This is a genomic window from Paraburkholderia sp. BL17N1 (assembly GCF_003634175.1).
Classification (GTDB): domain Bacteria; phylum Pseudomonadota; class Gammaproteobacteria; order Burkholderiales; family Burkholderiaceae; genus Paraburkholderia.
On record NZ_RBIW01000002.1, the window covers coordinates 1,242,606 to 1,259,553 of the forward strand.

The following is a 16,948-nucleotide window of genomic DNA, read 5'->3' on the forward strand; positions in this document are numbered from 1 at the left end:
GCCTCCTTCAACAGCTCCGTTTTTATGAAGCGAATCGCCGCTCAGCATCGCAAAAGCGGAAATTCGAACTGCAATTTTTTCCGGCATCCTCGAGAAACGGGAAATGGCTCGGAGCAGTTTCCTATTGTTGTCGCTTTTCTCGCAGTTGTCCTTGCTTTTTTGTCGGCCTTTGTATACCGCATCTGACGGATAACGCGCGTTGGCCCCTGTCCAATACTGCTCGTCGCCGTCCGCATGGTAGTCATTCGGAGAAGCGTTGTATGCGGCTAACAGCGACGCGCTTCCGACAACTGACCTGCGACGAGCGGCTTACCGTGTTCAGACCCAGGCGGGGACGAGCACCTGCCGTAGTGCACATTGATTTTCGCACTGCGGTTGAAAAACAAAATGCGTGGCCGATTGGCATGCTAAGGCAGTGCTGACGGACAATCCGAGAACTGTTCAGATGCCAAGGCTCCGCCGGATTGCGAAGACGTGTGGTTGTGCGACATTTTGCCTCCTGGCGTCATCGCCGGCTTTCGAGAAAGTCAAACGGCCGTGGTGAGTCGGGTTCGCCCGACGGGCGTCCACACCTGAAAGCTCGATCAGCCACCGCAGGTGGCGAGCCCGAAAACATCTAAGTTCTCAATTGCCCAATTTGATCTTACGATACAAGCTGGTAGCGATTGCGGATATGTCGAGGGGGCAAGGACGTGGAAGATTTTCAAATACTCGATCACATCACGGACGGCGTCATGGCGCTCGACCGGGAGTGGAAGTTTCAGAACATTAACGAGACCGCCGCGCGGCTGCTGAAACGTCGGCCCGCGGACCTGCTGGGTCGCGAGATCTGGGCCGAATACCCAGACCTCATCGGGTCGAGCTACGAAACAGCCTATCGGCAGGCGGCCGAGACACATATGCCCAGCAGCGCGACTGACTTCTATGCGCCGCTCAACACCTGGTTTGAAGTGCGGGCATTCCCGCGCGACAGCGGTGTCATCGTGCTGGTTCGCGATGTCACCGAAGCGCGCGCGACCTCTGAACGCTTGTCGCGCCAAGCCACGCATGATGAACTGACCGGCCTGATCAACCGGCGGGAACTGCTGCTGCGCCTAAACCATCTCGGCGATGAAGGCGGGGCCGCTTCCGTCGATCTGCTTTTCATCGACCTCGACCGCTTCAAGGATATCAACGATTCGTTTGGCCACGCGGCCGGCGATGAAGTGCTGCGTGTCATCGGCGAGCGTCTTTCGGACATGGTCACCGAACGCGTCCATGCATCGCGCGTTGGCGGCGACGAATTCGTGATTCTCATCGTCGACGCGCCCGAGGGCGAGGCCGCGAGCGTGGCGCGCGACGTCATCGCACGTTTGCGCGAGCCGATTCAGACGCCGTGCGTGCGGGCATCGTTGGGCGCGAGCATCGGCGTGGCGCGCTACCCTGCGTCAGCGTCGAATGCGGCCGAGCTGCTGCGTAACGCGGACACCGCGATGTATCACGCGAAGCGCGCGGGAGGTTCGCAAGTGTGGTCGTTTGGCCAGGAGGATGCGCAGCGCCTCGCGCATCGCCTGCGGCTGCGCGCGGATCTGGAGAGCGCCAGCGCCGCGCGCCAATTCGAACTGCATTACCAGCCGCAGCTGGACCTGCATGCTGGCCGCATCTACGGAGCGGAGGCGCTTCTGCGATGGAACCACCCGCAACTGGGGCTGCTCGCCCCGGGCGACTTTCTCGATGTGCTGCTTGAATCGCCGGCCTATGAGGCAACGGGCGAATGGCTAATTCGCCTCGCGCTCCGCCAGGCGGCGCAATGGCAGGCGACCGACCACAGGCCGTTCAAAGTCGCTGTCAACCTTTCGGCCACGACGATCCAGAACTGCGATCTCGCCGCACTCGTCTCGCAGGCGGCCGAGGCGGCCGGCGTAGGCGCTTCCGTACTTGAAATCGAGGTGACGGAGAGCGCCGTGATGAGCGACTTCGCCGCCGCGTCGCGTGCGCTTTCGGCTGTGCGAAAACTCGGCGTGACCGTCTCGCTCGACGATTTCGGCACCGGCTACTCCAGCCTTGCATACCTTGCACGGCTACCTGTCGACTGCATTAAGATCGACAAGTCGTTCGTGCAGGAGCTCTCCGTGAAGGAGACCTGTCACCGGGCGCGCGCGATGGTCGAAGCGGTGGTGGCGCTTGCGCGCGCGCTGGGCATGAGAACGGTCGCGGAAGGCGTCGAGACCGAAATGCAACTCGCGCTCGTCACCGAGCTTGGATGCGATGCCGTGCAGGGATATTTCATTGGCAAGCCCGTACCGGCCGCGCGAATTAAACCTTACGCCGGGACATGGTCGGTGCCGGCGGCTGGAATTTCGTCGTTGCAGGACACGCGTGGCGGATCGCGCTAGCGGTCAACGCGCAGGCGGCCGCTCTCGTTGCTCGAGGCTCGGGCCGAGCGCTGGCATCTGCGTCCGTGACACTGCATGCGGGCGAATGCCAACCAAAGGACACGTTGGTCGCCATTCGTATCGCCGCGATGCGCGAGAGTGTGGAGCGTATCGGCCGTTTCGATCCGCAGCGTGCTCGCGAGCGCTTCCTGGCGTCATTCGATCCTGCGCTTTGTCGATTCATAGAGATCGATGGCGTGCGGTCGGGCTTTATCCTTATTCGCCCGCAGGCAGACCACTGGCTACTCGACCACCTGTACATCCCGCCGGAGCATCAAGGGAAAGGAGTCGGCGCGGCCGTCTTGCGGGACGTGTTCGCACGCGCCGACGCGCAACGCCTGCCAATCCGGGTCGGTGCTTTGCGCGGCAGTGATTCAAACCGCTTCTACCAGCGCTATGGATTCGTACAGACGGACGAAAGAGAGTGGGATGTCTACTATGTGCGTCAGCGAGTCGAACCGAAGGTATTGCCCAAGGCAATCACGCTTAACCAGCTCGAGTGAACACCACCGGGCTTACAACGCCGTCGCTTCAGCAGCGAGGCGGCAGGAGGTCCGCTAGATGATTTTTAATTGGTGAATATAAACAAACCTCGACGGAGGACTTGAGATGCTGCTGCGGCCGACGGAAATTCAGATTGAATCAACCCGGCTCCTGATCAAACCGTTCTCGGCCAGCGACGCCAATGCGACGTTTTCATGCATCACCCCTTCGCTCACCCGTCACATGGCATGGGACCCGCCGGCATCCCGGGATGATTTTGACGGTGTTTGGCGGTCCTGGATACCGTCGATAGCCGATGGGTCAGACTATGTATTCGCAGTGCGTCAACGCGCTGAGGGGAGTTTCCTTGGGTTGGCCGGACTTCACCGCGTACATACCGCGAGCCCGGAACTCGGCATCTGGATTCGTGAAGATCGTCATCGAAATGGCTTTGGTCGTGAAGCTGTAACGCTAGTTGCACGCTGGGCAACGCGAACCATTGGCGCTGAAAGCTTCACCTATCCGGTTGCTGAAGAGAACCGCCCCAGTCGGCGTATCGCCGAGTCGTTGGGAGGTGTCGTTGTGGAAAGCCGGCTGACACCGAAGTACATGTCCGTGGTCTACCGAATTCCTCGCCAGCCGGTGACGAACGACGTATAGGTGGTTCGGTTCGGCCTTCGCATCGACCTCCGCCCCCATGAACAACCAGTCGACATAGCTCCGCGAATTGCCGGCAATCGTGACCCGAAGCGTCGCCAGAGTGAATCGGGTAAGGCATCCACTAGTGAAACGTCGGCCTCTGGAGACGAGCATTAAACGGAGAGAAAAATGTTGAGGTAGCATCACGAGCTCAACAGGGGGAAGACGGTGATTCGGGAAATCAAGGCTCGCGTAAGCTCGATCGGCGTCCCTCTTGCCAGTCTGCTTCTCAGCGATCTGATGAGGATCCTGGCAGAAATGGTTGGCTATATCACGCTCCCTTGGTGGATCGTTCACCGGGGCGGCGCGCATGATTTGGCGATCTACAGCGTAAGCATCGCCATTACCACGATTTTTGCAATGCCACTGCTTGCGCCACTCGGCGATCGCTACGCAAAGAGACAGCAGATTGCATGGGGTATGTGCGCCCTGATGGTCGTCGCCTTCATCCTCGCGACGCTCGCCTCGCTGTCCGACTACCGACTCATGCTCATCATCTGCATAGGCGTGGTCAGTGTCATAGCCAAAGCTTTCGTCGACCCGGCCAGCTCCACCATTTCGGCTGAACTTGTTCCGGCGAATCGTTTGGCCGAAGCGCTTCGTCTTCGTAAATCGACGCAGGCAGTTGGCCGTGCCTTAGGGCCGGCATTGGCCGGTGCGACACTGGCCTTGGGCGGTATAGCTGCAACATTTTGGATGAACGGCATTCTGCTCGGCGTCGCTGCTTACGTGACTTTGCATCTTCCATCCCAATCTCAGCATCGCGAACATCATCGCGGACTCGCCCGTTGGTGGAAAGACCTGCGCGCCGGGCTGCATGCTAAGTGGATCGTCCCGTTGGAGCGCGGCTGGACACTCGTAAACTTCCTCGTCTGGATATTCCAAGGCCCCGCAGTCGGCATGCTGATCCCGCTCAAAGTCCAATCGCTCGGGCTGTCGGGTCTGTGGCTAGGTGTTTGCGAAGCGGCCTTATCCATAGGTTTACTACTCGGAAGCTTTCGTGGTTCTGATGCACTGGTCAGTCGTTTCGGCCGATTCAACGTCCGGGTGGGGGCCGCGATGTGCGAAGGGCTGGCACTCGCGGCTTCAGGCTGGGCGCATTCACCTGTCGTTCTCGTATTGACGCTTACGTGTGTGGGTTTCGCCAATGCATCGATGGGCCTCGTCGGCGCGACTCACCGCTCGTTGGCTATCCCGCAGAATTTCCGCGTGCGCATTCTCGCTGCGAGCATGATGACCACGCAGATTGCGGGCATTCTTGGTCCGATGATCGCAGGTGCGGCGCTCACGCATTGGGCAGTAGGCAAGGTCTATACATGCTTCGGTCTCGCCACCTGTCTGCTCGCTTTTGGTTTTGTCTTGATACCGCGATCGCGCGAATTCTTTGCGCTCAACCACGAGCAGGTGAAAGACTGGTTTCGTCACGAATATCCCCATGCATTCGCATCATCCGTGGTGCCCGAATCGACACAGACCACGTAAATCACGGCACGGCAACGTTCAGGAAATGCCAGGCCGCCCGGGGTTGCGTGTTGCCGATCGCCGTGGGCGAGGTCTCGCGATGTATGGCGTTCGCATGAGACAGCAGCCCGCCATGAAGGGCGACCTTTGCCCGAAATTGCTCAATCAACTCTACGGCGCACAAGTCATCGTACAACTAGCCCCTCCCCGGCGATCGAGGCCAGCGGACGACCGGCCGCGCCCGGCCAAAAATAGAGGAACGGCCGTCGAAATGTCTATTTTTCTAAGGAAATCGATCGGTCTGCCGTAAACAAGTCATCGTACAACGATGGACTAAAAGCGGTATGCGGAACGTATCGGTTCGAAAAAGCCTCCTTGCTATCTTCGTGATTTTCGCCACGATGATTTTGTTTGGCGGGGTGCTCGGCGTCACCACGCTCAGTCGGGCGAATGCCAACCTTGCTCGCATTCATCAGATTGCGACGCAGGAAATCCTTGTCAACGACGGATACAAGGACTCCACACGCACCCGAGCCGCGCTGACACGGGCCTATTCGGCCTTGAAGGAGCGCAACGACGAGGCGACGCGAGACTCGGCGTTGAAAAGCGCCGGGACGACGCTGGACCGGGCGGCCGCAGAAACGCAGTCGTTTCGTGATGCGGCCTCTTTTAGTGGTCAGGATGACGGGTTGAAACAACAGTTGGTCGAATCGTCGAACAATCTCGCGGCAATCCTGAAGAAAGCCGTCGATGCCGTGCGTGCCGGTGATACGAACGCCTATGTCGCGATCAACGATCGCGACATTACGGCGGCCGGCGCAGCGTATTCGGTGAACGTCGAGAAATTCCAGAGCATGGCGAACACGCTGTCGAACGATGCTATTGCGCAGGCCGAGCGCGAATATCAATGGGTCGTCAGTCTGGTCGTTATCGGGATGGCCGGCGCGCTTGCGCTGATCGTCGCCACCCATTTCGCGCTGCGGCGTATCGTGACGACGCCGCTGAAGGAGGCCGCTGACCTGCTCGATCAGATCGCGGCGAACGATCTGACGGCGCTCATCCCCGAAGCGAGCGGTAACGAGATCGGTCAGCTTTTCGCAGCGATGCAGCGGATGCAGCGCGGCTTATCGCAGACCGTGGCAAACGTGCGCAACAGTTGCGAAGCGATTTATGGTGGCGCGCGGGAGATCGCGGCGGGCAACCTCGATCTGTCGAGCCGCACCGAGCAGCAGTCTGCGGCGCTGGAACAAACCGCCGCGAGCATGCAACAGCTGACGTCGACCGTCAAACAGAACGCGGACAATGCGCAGCAGGCAAGCACACAGGCTTCGAGCGCCGCGGATGTCGCGCAGGGCGGCGGCGAAGTGGTCGAGCGCGCCATCCAGACGATGAGTGCCATCAGCGAAAGCTCGCGCAGGATCGCCGAGATTACCGGGATGATCGACAGTATTGCGTTTCAGACCAATATCCTCGCGTTGAATGCAGCGGTTGAATCGGCACGGGCGGGCGAGCAGGGACGCGGTTTCGCCGTGGTCGCAAGCGAGGTTCGCAGTCTCGCGCTACGTAGCGCGGACGCTGCTCGTGAAATCAAGGCCTTGATCGGCGCCTCGGTCGAGGACGTGGCGAACGGGAATAACCTGGTCGCGCAGGCGGGGCAGTCGATGAAGGAAATTGTCGGCGCCGTACGCAGCGTGGCCACCATCATGAATGAGATCAAGGCGGCGACGATCGAGCAGAGCACTGGCATCGAACAGGTTGGCCAGGCGGTGACGCAAATGGACCAGGTGACCCAACAGAATGCGGCGCTCGTCGAGGAGGCCGCCGCCGCCGCGAGCGCTCTCGAGCAGCAGGCGCAGTTGCTGACGGATGCTGTCTCGGCGTTTCGTCTTGCCCGTTGACAGACGGCGCGAACGATCAACGCCCGTCGCCGATCAAGCAACCGTTTCCCAGGTAAAGCCGCATCGCTGTTCGTCGTCCGATGGTGGGCGCCGGCGGCGTTCGGCGACTTCAACCATTTGTATCCGGAGTGTGAGCATGAACGTTAAAGGTGTTCTCGGTGTAGCGGCAATCGGGTTGGCCGCTGTGGTGTCCAGCGCCTCGCAGGCCGCAACGTACGCATACGTATCGAATGCCGATAGCAAGGATATTTCTGTTTTCAGCCTCGACAAGTCGAATGGCTCGCTGACGGCCGTGGAGACCGTGGCGGTCGGCGCAACGGTGATGCCGATGGCGTTTTCGCCCGACCATCTCCGGCTTTATGCCGGGCTGCGCTCGCAGCCGTATCGCGTGGTGAGTTTTGCGGTTAATCCGCTCGATGGCCGGTTGATCGAACTCGGCAGAGCGCCGCTCGCGGAAAGCATGGCGTATGTCTCGACGGATGCGAACGGCCGCTACCTGTTTTCCGCGTCGTACGGCGGCAACCTTCTGGCGGTGAATCGGATCGGTGCGGATGGGGTGGTCGGCGAAGTGCAGCAGATCGTCAAGACGGGCCCAATGGCTCACGCGATTCGCAACGCGCCTGACAATCGCTACGTGTTCGCGTCGGTGCTCGGCTCGGATGCCTGGCTGCGTCTCAAGTTCGACGCGTCGAACGGCCAGTTGACTGAGGACGCCGCGCCCGCGTATTCGTTGCCACCGAAATCGGGACCGCGCCATTTCATCTTTTCGCCGGATCATCGGTTCGCGTATCTGATCGATGAGCTTGACGGCAAACTGCATGTGCTCGCCTTCGATGGCACCCGCGACACAGTCAAGCCGATTCAGACGATCTCCATCCTGCCGCCTGATTTCTCGGGTGACAAACCGTGGGGAGCCGATCTCCACCTGACTCCCGACGGGCGTTTTCTGTATGCGTCGGAGCGCACGTCCAGCACGCTCGCCGCGTATAAGGTCAGCATGCGCTCGGGCAAGCTGACGCGTATCGGCACGTACCAGACTGAAAAGCAGCCGCGCGGGTTCAATATCGATCCGTCTGGCGCGTACCTGCTGGCGGTCGGTCAGTTGTCGGCGAATCTAGGCGCTTATCGTATTGACCGGAAGTCCGGTGCGCTGAGCGCGATTGGACAGTATCCGGTGGGTAAGGGAGCGAACTGGGTTGAAATCGTCGAGTTTGATGGTACGAGTACCAATTGACGGTTGGCGAGGGGTCGCCGCGCAGTCCCGGGGTTTGACGGCGGCGCGAACCGGGGGCGGCCTGGACGTAGACCCGGGTTCGACCAGACGCCTCGTATTGCGAATAGCGAACCGGTGCAGCGTTATTGACCGACCACCTGCGGCGGGCCGATACAAGCCTGGAAGGGCACGGCCGCCATTCATGTTCGAATGACTCCAACGACCTCAGCGAGTCGTCGTCCAGCTCAGTTCGTCGGCCACGAAGAGACGCCCACCTCTCGGTCACGAATAACCACCGACACGACGCCCCTCGATCCCCACTCCGCCAACCCCTCGCGGTCTAACCACCGAATGTAGTCCTCGATGGGCGCTTTCACCCGCATCATGCAAAATAGCCACATCGACAATGCGGAGGATGTCTCGTGGGTGTCAACTTCGACCTGAACGATCTGCAGGCGTTTCGAGCCGTCGTGGAGTTGGGTAGCTTTCGCAAAGCAGCGGAGGCGGTCAATATTTCGCAGCCGGCGCTGAGCCGGCGCATCGAAAAGCTCGAAGCGGCGCTCGGCGTGCGGCTCTTCGAGCGGACCACCCGCAGCGTGACGCTCACCACCACAGGTCGCGTGTTCGCCCCAAGCGCGGAACAGCTTCTCGACGATCTCGATGTCGCATTGCTCGGCATTCGCGACGTCTCCAGCAGCCGCCTCGGTCATGTCACCATCGCATGCGTGCCGTCGGTCGCCTACTATTTCCTGCCAAGCGTCGTTGCCGCCTATCACAGCCGCTATCCGCGCATCCGGGTCAAGCTGCTGGACTCGAGCGCCAACGAAGTGCTCGGCTCGGTTATCAGCGGCGAAGCCGATTTCGGCGTCAGCTTCATGGGCAGCCAGGAAACCGAAGTCGAGTTCAAGGTGCTGCTGCAGGAACGGTTCGTCGCCGCGTGCCGTCGCGATCATCCCCTTGCCCGGAAAAAACGGGTGACCTGGAGCGAGCTTTATGAACACGAATATGTCTCCGTGGACAAGACTTCCGGCAACCGCCTGCTGCTCGATCAGGCGTTGATCAACGTGGCGCCGGCAGTGCCGAGCGTCTGCGAGACGCGCCATGTCACCACCATGCTCGGCCTGATCGAAGCGGGACTCGGTGTGGCAGCGGTACCTTCAATGGCAATGCCCATGCGGGGCCATCCGATTTTGACCAGCGTGCCGCTCGTCGATCCGGTCGTGACGAGGCGAGTCGGCATTGTCAGACGCCGGGGGCGTCCGCTCGCGCCGGCCGCGCAGCAGTTCTATCAGATGATTCTCGACGCGAAACCCAGCGGCGTGGCCCGCGCGGCGAAGAAGACCTCGACATGACACTGCCAGGGCCGTTCCGGCTGCTTTACGTCCAGGTCCTCGTTGGAATGGCGCTCGGCATGACCGTCGGCCACTTCTGGCCACAGGCCGGCGCGTCGCTCAAACCGCTCAGCGATGCTTTCGTCGCACTGATTCGGATGATGATCGCGCCAATCGTCTTTTGCACGATCGTCACCGGCATCACGTCGCTTGCAAGCGGCTCGAAAATCGGCCGGATCATCCTGAAAGCGCTCGCGCTGTTCTACGCTCTTACCATCGTTGCGCTTGGTCTGGGCCTTGCGACCGCGTTCGCGCTGCATCCGGGTGCGGGTTTGCACATCGACGCGCATCATCTGGACACGGCCTTCCTGGCGCAGTATTCAACGCGCACGCAGCCGCACGGGCTTGTCGAATTCGCACTGCATCTGATTCCGGAGACGCTCGTCGGCGCCTTCGAGAAAGGCGAGGTTCTGCCGGTCCTGCTGCTTGCCCTTCTGTTCGGCTTCGCATTGAACGCCGGCGGAAGCGTCGGACGGCGAGTGCGGGAATTCATCGATAGCGTCGCGCATGTGCTGTTCCGCATCCTCGCGCTGATCATGCGGCTAGCCCCGATCGGAGCATTCGGCGCGATGGCGTTCACTGTGGGCCGTTTCGGCATCCATTCGATCGGTTCGCTCGGCATGCTGATGTTGTCGTTCTATGCGGCGTGCCTGCTGTTCGTGGTCTGCGTGCTCGGTCCCCTCGCACGCCTGCATCGCTTCTCCCTCTGGCGTTTGCTGCGCTACATTCGCGAGGAACTCGTCATCGTGCTCGCGACGTCGTCGACCGAACCGGTGCTGCCCCGTCTCATCGTCAAGCTCGAAGCACTTGGCTGCGACAAGGGCATTGTGGGTCTCGTGCTGCCTGCCGGCTATTCCTTCAACCTCGACGGCACGGCGATCTACCTGACACTCGCCTCGATGTTCATCGCGCAAGCGTGCGATGTGCACCTGTCGAGCGGCCAGATCGCGACGATGCTCCTGGTCATGCTGATCACGTCGAAGGGCGCGGCGGGCGTGTCGGGCAGCGGACTGGTTGCGCTCGTCGCGACGCTCGCTGTCATTCCCGATCTGCCGGTGGCAGGCGTCGCGCTGCTGGTCGGCATCGATCGCTTCATGTCCGAGGCGCGTGCGCTGACGAGCGTTATCAGCAACGCCTGCGCGGTGATCTTCGTATCGATGTGGGAGCGCGCCTGCGACCGAACACGTCTGCAGAACGCATTGAGTCTGGCGCACGAGCCCGAAGAGGCTTTCGATCAGCCCGCCGACCTGCCGGGCTGAATCGTTGCCGTCGTCTCAGTGCGCGGCGACGGAATCGAGCCCGGTCGATGTCACCACCGGCTGCACGGCGGGCGACGCGAGATAGTCGAGCAGCGCTTTCGCTTCCTTCGGATGCTGCGCGCCGACCGGGATGCCGGCCGCATAGCGCGTGACGGACTGCATCGACTCCGGAATCTTGCCGACGTACGCCGCGCCCTTCACCGGGAGCAACTCGCTCACCTGCTGAAATCCCACTTCGTAGTCACCGGTCGCAACCACCGACGCCACCGGAATCTTCGGGATCATCTTCGCCTTGCTCTTCACCTGCTCCTCGATGCCGAGACGCTTGAACAACTCGCGCTCGATATAGACACCGCTCGCGCTATCCGAGTAAGCGATCGACCGGGTATGCAGCAAGGTTTCCTTGAGCGCCGCCTCTGACCCGATGTCGGGCTTCGGCGCGCCATCGCGCACGACCATTCCGATGCGAGAATCCGCGAGCTCCACGCGTGAATCGGGGATCACCTTGCCCTGCTTGATGAGGTCGTCGAGTGCATAGCCGACCATGATCACCACGTCGGCGGCCTCGCCGCGCTGAAGCCGGTTCGGAATGGCCTCCGGCGACTTGCCCATCGACGGTCCGAGCGCGGTATCGAGCGTGTTGCCCGTGGACGCCGCGAACTTCGGGCCGAGCAGCTTGTAGGCGGCGGTGAAGCCGCCGGAGCTCATCACGTGCAGTTCGGCGGCCTGCACGTTCGCTGCGGCGGCGCCGCCGAGGAGCGCTGTGGCGCAGAGTTTCAGAAGGATGGATTTCATGGTTGAATGAACGTCGGGATGAAGTTCGAGGAGCGAAGCGATGCTTCAGGAAGCCGCATGCAGCGGAGCACGACGGCGCCGATACAGTGCGAGCGTGGCACCGAGCCCGCATACCGCGGCAAAGCTCATCCAGTAGCCCGGCGCGGCTTTATCGCCGGTCATGTGAATGAGCGCGGTCGAGATAACGGGCGTGAAACCGCCGAAGACCGCCGTCGCGAGGCTGTAGGCCAAAGAGAATCCGGCAACACGCACTTCGACCGGCATCACTTCGGTGAGCGCGACGACCATCGCGCCGTTATACATGCCGTACATGAACGAGAGCCAGAGCAGCACAAGCAGCATGTTGACGAAGCTCGGCGCATGAGCCAGCAGCGATAGCGCGGGGTAGGCGGTCGCAATCGCTAGGCTCGTCATTCCGAGAAGGAGCGGACGGCGTCCGATCCGGTCCGACAGCGCGCCGCCGATCGGCAGCCAGATGAAGTTCGAGATGCCCACGCACAGCGTGACCAGCAGACTATCGGCCGTGCTCAGATGCAGGACGGTCTTGCCAAAGGTCGGTGCGTACACCGTGATCAGATAAAAGCTCGTCGTGGTCATGGCGACCAGCAGCACGCCTGCGATCACGACATTCCAGTTCTGCACGAGCGTCGTAAAGACTGCTTTCATGGTCGGGCGACGCTGGCGCTGTTTGAATTCTTGCGTTTCCTCAAGATTGCGCCGCAAGATGAAGATAAAAGGCACGATCATGCAGCCGACGAAGAACGGCACGCGCCATCCCCACGCGGCGATCGCCGCCGTGTCCAGCCAATGATTGAGCGCGAAGCCGAGCGCCGCAGCGACGACGATCGCCACTTGCTGGCTCGCCGACTGCCAACTCGTGAAGAAACCCTTGTGGCCCGGCGTCGCCATCTCTGCGAGATAGACCGATACCCCGCCCAGTTCCGCACCCGCGGAGAAGCCCTGCAGCAGACGGCCAAGGAGAACCAGGGCCGGAGCGAACAGTCCGATCGTCGCATAGCCGGGCACGAACGCGATCAGGATGGTGCCGCTCGCCATGATCGACAGCGTGACAATCAGGCCCTTGCGGCGGCCGACATCGTCGATATACGCGCCGAGGATGATCGCGCCGAGCGGCCGCATCAGGAAGCCTGCGCCAAACACTGCGAACGTCATCATCAGTGAGGCGAACTCGCTCCCCGCCGGGAAAAAGACCGCGGCGATCTGCGTGGCGTAGAAGCCGAACAGGAAGAAGTCGAACTGCTCCAGGAAGTTGCCTGCCGTCACGCGCAGCACGGCGGAAGCCTTCGATTGCCCGGGGGCCAGCGGGGGTGAGGAGGGATGCATCGAGGTGTCTCCAGAGATTTTTAACTTGCGGTGTTCGGGCGCTTTGTTGTTTGGCGAATATTCGCCCGAACCGCGCGAAACGATAAGTGCTATTTTTGGAACGATTAATGTGCGTTGGTTATCAGTGTCGGCGAATCGCTCGAGCTACGAAGCGGCGCCGGGATGCGGGCGTTCGGCTCACCGCGGCGCCCCGCCACCTCCCCACCCATATTTAGTTGACATCTAAACTATCTAAGCCTAAATTACCCCCGTCAGCAGCGTTCACACATGGGGAACAAGCATGCGCATCGTTTGCATTGGTGGCGGCCCAGCCGGTCTGTACTTCGGCCTTTTGATGAAGAGCCGGAACCCGGCCTACGATGTCACGGTCGTCGAGCGCAACCGTCCGTACGACACCTTCGGCTGGGGCGTCGTCTTCTCCGACCAGACGCTCGGCAATCTGCGCGCCGCCGACGCCCCCAGTGCCGATGCCATCCTCGACGCCTTCAATCACTGGGACGACATTGAGATCAATTTCCGCGGCCGGCAAATCCGTTCGTCGGGTCACGGCTTCTGCGGGATCGGCCGCAAACGTCTGCTGAATATCTTGCAGGCACGCTGCGAAGAACTGGGCGTCAGGCTGGTTTTCGAAACCCAAGTCACGGACGACAGCGTCTACGAAGCCGACCTGATCATCGCCTGCGACGGCGCGAACAGCGCAGTCCGTCAAAAGTACGCGGCCACCTATCGGCCCGCCATCGACATGCGCGACTGCCGCTTCGTCTGGCTCGGCACCAAAAAACTCTTCGACGCCTTCACGTTCGCCTTCGAAGAAACCGAATTCGGCTGGTTCCAGGCGCACGCTTATCGCTTCGACGATCAGACCTCCACGTTTATCGTCGAAACGCCGGAGCGCGTGTGGCGCGCCGCCGGCCTCGACGAAATGAGCAAAGAGGACAGCATCGCCTTTTGCGAAAAGCTGTTCGCGAAGTATCTGGACGGCAATGCGCTGCTATCCAACGCGGCGCATTTGCGCGGCTCGTCGCAATGGATTCGCTTCCCGCGTGTCGTCAACGACGAGTGGGTGCATTGGCGCAACAACGCTGACGGCACGCAAACGCCAGTCGTCCTCATGGGCGACGCCGCGCACACTGCTCATTTCTCGATAGGCTCGGGCACCAAGCTCGCGCTTGAAGATTCGATCGAACTCGCCAACAGCATGGGCGCGCATCCGGGTGATCTGGCCGCCGCGCTGAAGCATTACACCGAGGTGCGCAGCATCGACGTATTGCGTATTCAGAACGCGGCGCGCAATTCGACGGAATGGTTCGAGCATGTGGACCGCTATACGTCGTTCGAGCCGGAACAGTTCGCGTATTCGCTGCTCACGCGCTCACAGCGCATCTCGCACGAAAATCTGCGTGAACGCGATGCTCAGTATCTATCAAGCTTCGAAGACTGGCTCGCCCAGCGCTCCGGCGTGAATCGCTCGCCCGAGAAGCACTCCGTCCCGCCCATGTTCACGCCCTTCACGTTGCGCGGCGTGACGCTAAAAAACCGCGTAGTCGTTTCGCCGATGGCGCAATACTCCGCCGTCGAAGGCATTGCGGGCGACTATCACCTGATGCATCTCGGCGCTCGCGCGATGGGCGGCGCGGGGCTGGTCATGACGGAAATGACCTGCGTCTCGCCCGAAGCGCGCATCACGCCCGCGTGTCCCGGCATGTATGCGCCGGAGCATCTCACCGCATGGAAGCGCATCGTCGACCTGGTGCATCGTCAATCGGATGCGAAGATCGGAATCCAGCTCGGCCATTCGGGAGCGAAAGGTTCGACACGTGTCTCGTGGGAAGGCATCGATCAACCACTCGCGGAAGGCAACTGGCCGCTCATCTCTGCGTCGCCGCAACAATATCTGCGCGGCGTCAGCCAGCAGTCGCGCGAAGCCACGCAACACGAGCTGCGCGAAATCGAAGCGCAGTTCGTCCGCGCCACGCAAATGTCGGCGGAGGCAGGGTTCGACTGGCTCGAATTGCATTGCGCGCACGGCTATTTCCTGTCGAGCTTTCTGTCGCCGCTCACCAATCATCGCACTGACGACTACGGCGGCTCGCTGGAAAATCGTCTGCGCTATCCGTTGCAGGTTTTCAAGGCGATCCGCGCGGTCTGGCCGCAAGACAAGCCGATTTCCGTGCGCATCTCCGCGAACGATTGGGTCGAAGGCGGCACGACACCCGACGACGCAGTCAAGATCGCTGAGGCTTTCAAGGCGGCCGGCGCCGACATGATCGATGTCTCGTCGGGCCAGGTCAGCAAGGAAGAAAAACCGGTTTTCGGCCGCATGTTCCAAACGCCGTTCGCCGACCGCGTGCGCAACGAAGCGGGTATCGCGACGATCGCGGTCGGCGCGATCTCCGAAGCGGATCACGTGAATAGCATCATCGCGGCAGGCCGCGCGGATCTGTGCGCGATTGCGCGCCCGCATCTGGCGAATCCTTCGTGGACGTTGAACGAAGCGGCCAAGATCGGCTATTTCGACGTGATGTGGCCGAAGCCCTACACCGCGGCGAAGTCTCAACTCGAACGCAACCTCGAACGCGAGCGCGCTCAAGCCGCCGCAAACGCGGGGCTGTCGCCGCAAGAACGCGCGCAACGCGCCGAAGGAACCGTGTGAACACCCTCAATTCGACACTCGCGGGACAGCACGCGGTCGTCACTGGCGGCGGCAGCGGCATCGGCGCCGCCGTCGCGGAAGCGCTGCTGCGTGCCGGAGCGCGCGTCACGTTGATGGGCCGCAACGCGGAACGTCTCGACGTACAGCGCGAGAAATGCCGGACGCTGGGCGACGTCGCTTGCATTAGCGTCGACGTCACTCAGGAAGACTCCGTCGCAAGCGCTTTTGGTGAAGCCGGCGAAGTCGACATCCTCATCAACAACGCGGGCCAGGCGCAAGCCGCGCCGTTCACACACACCGACACGGCGCTCTGGCAGCGCATGCTCGACGTGAACCTTACCGGCGTCTTCCTCGGCACGCGCGCTGTGTTGCCACGCATGCTCGAACGCGGGCATGGACGCATCATCAATGTGGCCAGCACGGCGGGACAAATCGGCTACGCGTACGTCGCCGCCTATTGCGCCGCGAAACATGGCGTGATCGGTCTCACGCGCTCACTCGCGTTGGAAGTCGCGACGAAAGGCGTCACCGTCAACGCCGTGTGCCCCGGCTACACGGAAACGGAACTGCTGCACGCATCGCTCGAACAGATCACCAGCAAGACCTCGCGCACCGAACAGCAGGCGCGCGAAACCTTGCTTCGCTCGAATCCGCAACGTCGCTTCGTGAGTCCGGAACAGGTTGCCAATGCCGTCCTCTGGCTTTGCCAACCCGGCTCGGACGCCGTCACGGGGCAATCCATTTCCATCTCTGGTGGAGAAGTGATGTGACCAAGTCATCCAACATCAAAAAGCCCACGGCGGCGGCTGAAACGAAGCCGCCGCGCAAAGGCGTGCCGAAACCCGCGGAGAACGTCGTGGACCTCGAAATGAGCACGGGCGCGGATAGCCACATGGGCCTGCGTCTGTGGCTGCGCATGCTGACCACGACCAACCTTGTGCAAGCGGAATTGCGCAAGCGTCTGCGCAACGAATTCGACACCACGTTGCCGCGTTTTGATCTGATGGCCCAATTGGAACGACATCCCGAAGGCCTGAAGATGACCGAGTTGTCGCGTCGTTTGATGGTGACAGGCGGCAACATCACCGGTATTACGGATCAGCTCGAAAAAGAAGGCCTGGTGTCGCGCGACAACGATCCGAACGATCGACGCTCGATCAGCGTGTGCCTGACGCCCGCCGGACGCAAAGCGTTCGACAAGATGGCGATCGCACACGAGCAATGGGTAGTCGAACTGTTCGGCGGTTTGAGCCTCGATGAAAAATCGCGCACTCATCAGCGCCTGGGCAAACTCAAGCAACATCTACTCGACAGTCTGAAAGACTGATCGGCATCGAA

At 61.3% G+C, this 16,948-nt stretch carries 14 protein-coding genes; 11 read left to right on the forward strand and 3 right to left on the reverse strand.

The window, feature by feature from the left end; all coding sequences use genetic code 11:
• Nucleotides 1-692 precede the first annotated feature (692 nt).
• From B0G82_RS25525 to B0G82_RS25540, 4 genes are all read left to right on the forward strand, one after another.
• On the forward strand, nt 693-2,375 hold the full coding sequence (locus B0G82_RS25525) for a GGDEF and EAL domain-containing protein (RefSeq protein WP_121309455.1): 1,683 nt from the start codon (nt 693-695) through the stop codon (nt 2,373-2,375).
• 65 nt (nt 2,376-2,440) lie between these two features.
• Nucleotides 2,441-2,917 (forward strand): GNAT family N-acetyltransferase, encoded by a 477-nt coding sequence (locus B0G82_RS25530; RefSeq protein WP_241974834.1) that lies wholly within the window; start codon nt 2,441-2,443, stop codon nt 2,915-2,917.
• 106 nt (nt 2,918-3,023) lie between these two features.
• Nucleotides 3,024-3,557 carry a GNAT family N-acetyltransferase gene (locus tag B0G82_RS25535; protein ID WP_121309456.1) on the forward strand — a complete coding sequence of 178 codons (534 nt, stop codon included), beginning with the start codon at nt 3,024-3,026 and terminating at the stop codon, nt 3,555-3,557.
• Nucleotides 3,558-3,764: 207 nt separating this feature from the next.
• The gene (locus B0G82_RS25540) at nt 3,765-5,078 is read left to right on the forward strand and encodes an MFS transporter (protein ID WP_241974835.1); all 1,314 of its coding nucleotides are present in this window, start codon (nt 3,765-3,767) and stop codon (nt 5,076-5,078) included.
• Nucleotide 5,079: 1 nt separating this feature from the next.
• Here the strand turns inward: B0G82_RS25540 and B0G82_RS39825 are convergent, their stop codons facing one another.
• Nucleotides 5,080-5,253 (reverse strand): hypothetical protein, encoded by a 174-nt coding sequence (locus B0G82_RS39825; RefSeq protein ID WP_158608192.1) that lies wholly within the window; start codon nt 5,251-5,253, stop codon nt 5,080-5,082.
• Between the two features lie 148 nt (nt 5,254-5,401).
• Here B0G82_RS39825 and B0G82_RS25545 point away from each other — a divergent pair, with 148 nt between their 5' ends.
• The 4 genes from B0G82_RS25545 (at nt 5,402) to dctA (ending at nt 10,818) form a co-directional block, all read left to right on the forward strand.
• The gene (locus B0G82_RS25545) at nt 5,402-6,955 is read left to right on the forward strand and encodes a methyl-accepting chemotaxis protein (protein WP_121309457.1); all 1,554 of its coding nucleotides are present in this window, start codon (nt 5,402-5,404) and stop codon (nt 6,953-6,955) included.
• A 136-nt stretch (nt 6,956-7,091) separates the two neighbouring features.
• On the forward strand, nt 7,092-8,189 hold the full coding sequence (locus tag B0G82_RS25550; protein WP_121309458.1) for a beta-propeller fold lactonase family protein: 1,098 nt from the start codon (nt 7,092-7,094) through the stop codon (nt 8,187-8,189).
• Nucleotides 8,190-8,590: 401 nt separating this feature from the next.
• Nucleotides 8,591-9,520, forward strand: coding sequence for a LysR family transcriptional regulator (locus tag B0G82_RS25555; RefSeq protein WP_121309459.1), 930 nt, complete (start codon nt 8,591-8,593; stop codon nt 9,518-9,520).
• Entirely contained in the window at nt 9,517-10,818 is a 1,302-nt protein-coding gene (gene dctA, locus B0G82_RS25560) for a C4-dicarboxylate transporter DctA (RefSeq protein ID WP_121309460.1), read from the forward strand. Before B0G82_RS25555 ends, dctA begins: the two co-directional genes overlap by 4 nt.
• A gap of 15 nt (nt 10,819-10,833) precedes the next feature.
• Here the strand turns inward: dctA and B0G82_RS25565 are convergent, their stop codons facing one another.
• Nucleotides 10,834-11,613 carry a substrate-binding domain-containing protein gene (locus tag B0G82_RS25565; protein ID WP_116146434.1) on the reverse strand — a complete coding sequence of 260 codons (780 nt, stop codon included), beginning with the start codon at nt 11,611-11,613 and terminating at the stop codon, nt 10,834-10,836.
• 45 nt (nt 11,614-11,658) lie between these two features.
• Nucleotides 11,659-12,957 carry an MFS transporter gene (locus B0G82_RS25570; RefSeq protein ID WP_121309461.1) on the reverse strand — a complete coding sequence of 433 codons (1,299 nt, stop codon included), beginning with the start codon at nt 12,955-12,957 and terminating at the stop codon, nt 11,659-11,661.
• Between the two features lie 280 nt (nt 12,958-13,237).
• Between B0G82_RS25570 and B0G82_RS25575 the strand changes: the two genes are divergently transcribed.
• The 3 genes from B0G82_RS25575 to B0G82_RS25585 are packed head-to-tail and all read left to right on the forward strand — an operon-like array spanning nt 13,238 to nt 16,937.
• On the forward strand, nt 13,238-15,610 hold the full coding sequence (locus tag B0G82_RS25575) for a bifunctional salicylyl-CoA 5-hydroxylase/oxidoreductase (protein ID WP_121309462.1): 2,373 nt from the start codon (nt 13,238-13,240) through the stop codon (nt 15,608-15,610).
• Nucleotides 15,607-16,380, forward strand: a complete 774-nt coding sequence (locus B0G82_RS25580) for an SDR family NAD(P)-dependent oxidoreductase (RefSeq protein WP_116146445.1) — start codon at nt 15,607-15,609, stop codon at nt 16,378-16,380. The genes B0G82_RS25575 and B0G82_RS25580 overlap by 4 nt, the downstream gene beginning before the upstream one ends.
• Nucleotides 16,377-16,937 carry a MarR family transcriptional regulator gene (locus tag B0G82_RS25585; RefSeq protein WP_116146447.1) on the forward strand — a complete coding sequence of 187 codons (561 nt, stop codon included), beginning with the start codon at nt 16,377-16,379 and terminating at the stop codon, nt 16,935-16,937. The genes B0G82_RS25580 and B0G82_RS25585 overlap by 4 nt, the downstream gene beginning before the upstream one ends.
• Nucleotides 16,938-16,948 lie beyond the last annotated feature (11 nt).

Bases quoted from the DNA above. Each gene is read 5' to 3' on its own strand.
- B0G82_RS25575 (WP_121309462.1), top strand. From the start codon at position 13,238: ATGCGCATCGTTTGCATTGGTGGCGGCCCAGCCGGTCTGTACTTCGGC.
- B0G82_RS25570 (WP_121309461.1), bottom strand. From the start codon at position 12,957: ATGCATCCCTCCTCACCCCCGCTGGCCCCCGGGCAATCGAAGGCTTCC.
- B0G82_RS25545 (WP_121309457.1), top strand. From the start codon at position 5,402: ATGCGGAACGTATCGGTTCGAAAAAGCCTCCTTGCTATCTTCGTGATT.
- B0G82_RS25565 (WP_116146434.1), bottom strand. From the start codon at position 11,613: ATGAAATCCATCCTTCTGAAACTCTGCGCCACAGCGCTCCTCGGCGGC.
- B0G82_RS25550 (WP_121309458.1), top strand. From the start codon at position 7,092: ATGAACGTTAAAGGTGTTCTCGGTGTAGCGGCAATCGGGTTGGCCGCT.
- dctA (WP_121309460.1), top strand. From the start codon at position 9,517: ATGACACTGCCAGGGCCGTTCCGGCTGCTTTACGTCCAGGTCCTCGTT.
- B0G82_RS25535 (WP_121309456.1), top strand. From the start codon at position 3,024: ATGCTGCTGCGGCCGACGGAAATTCAGATTGAATCAACCCGGCTCCTG.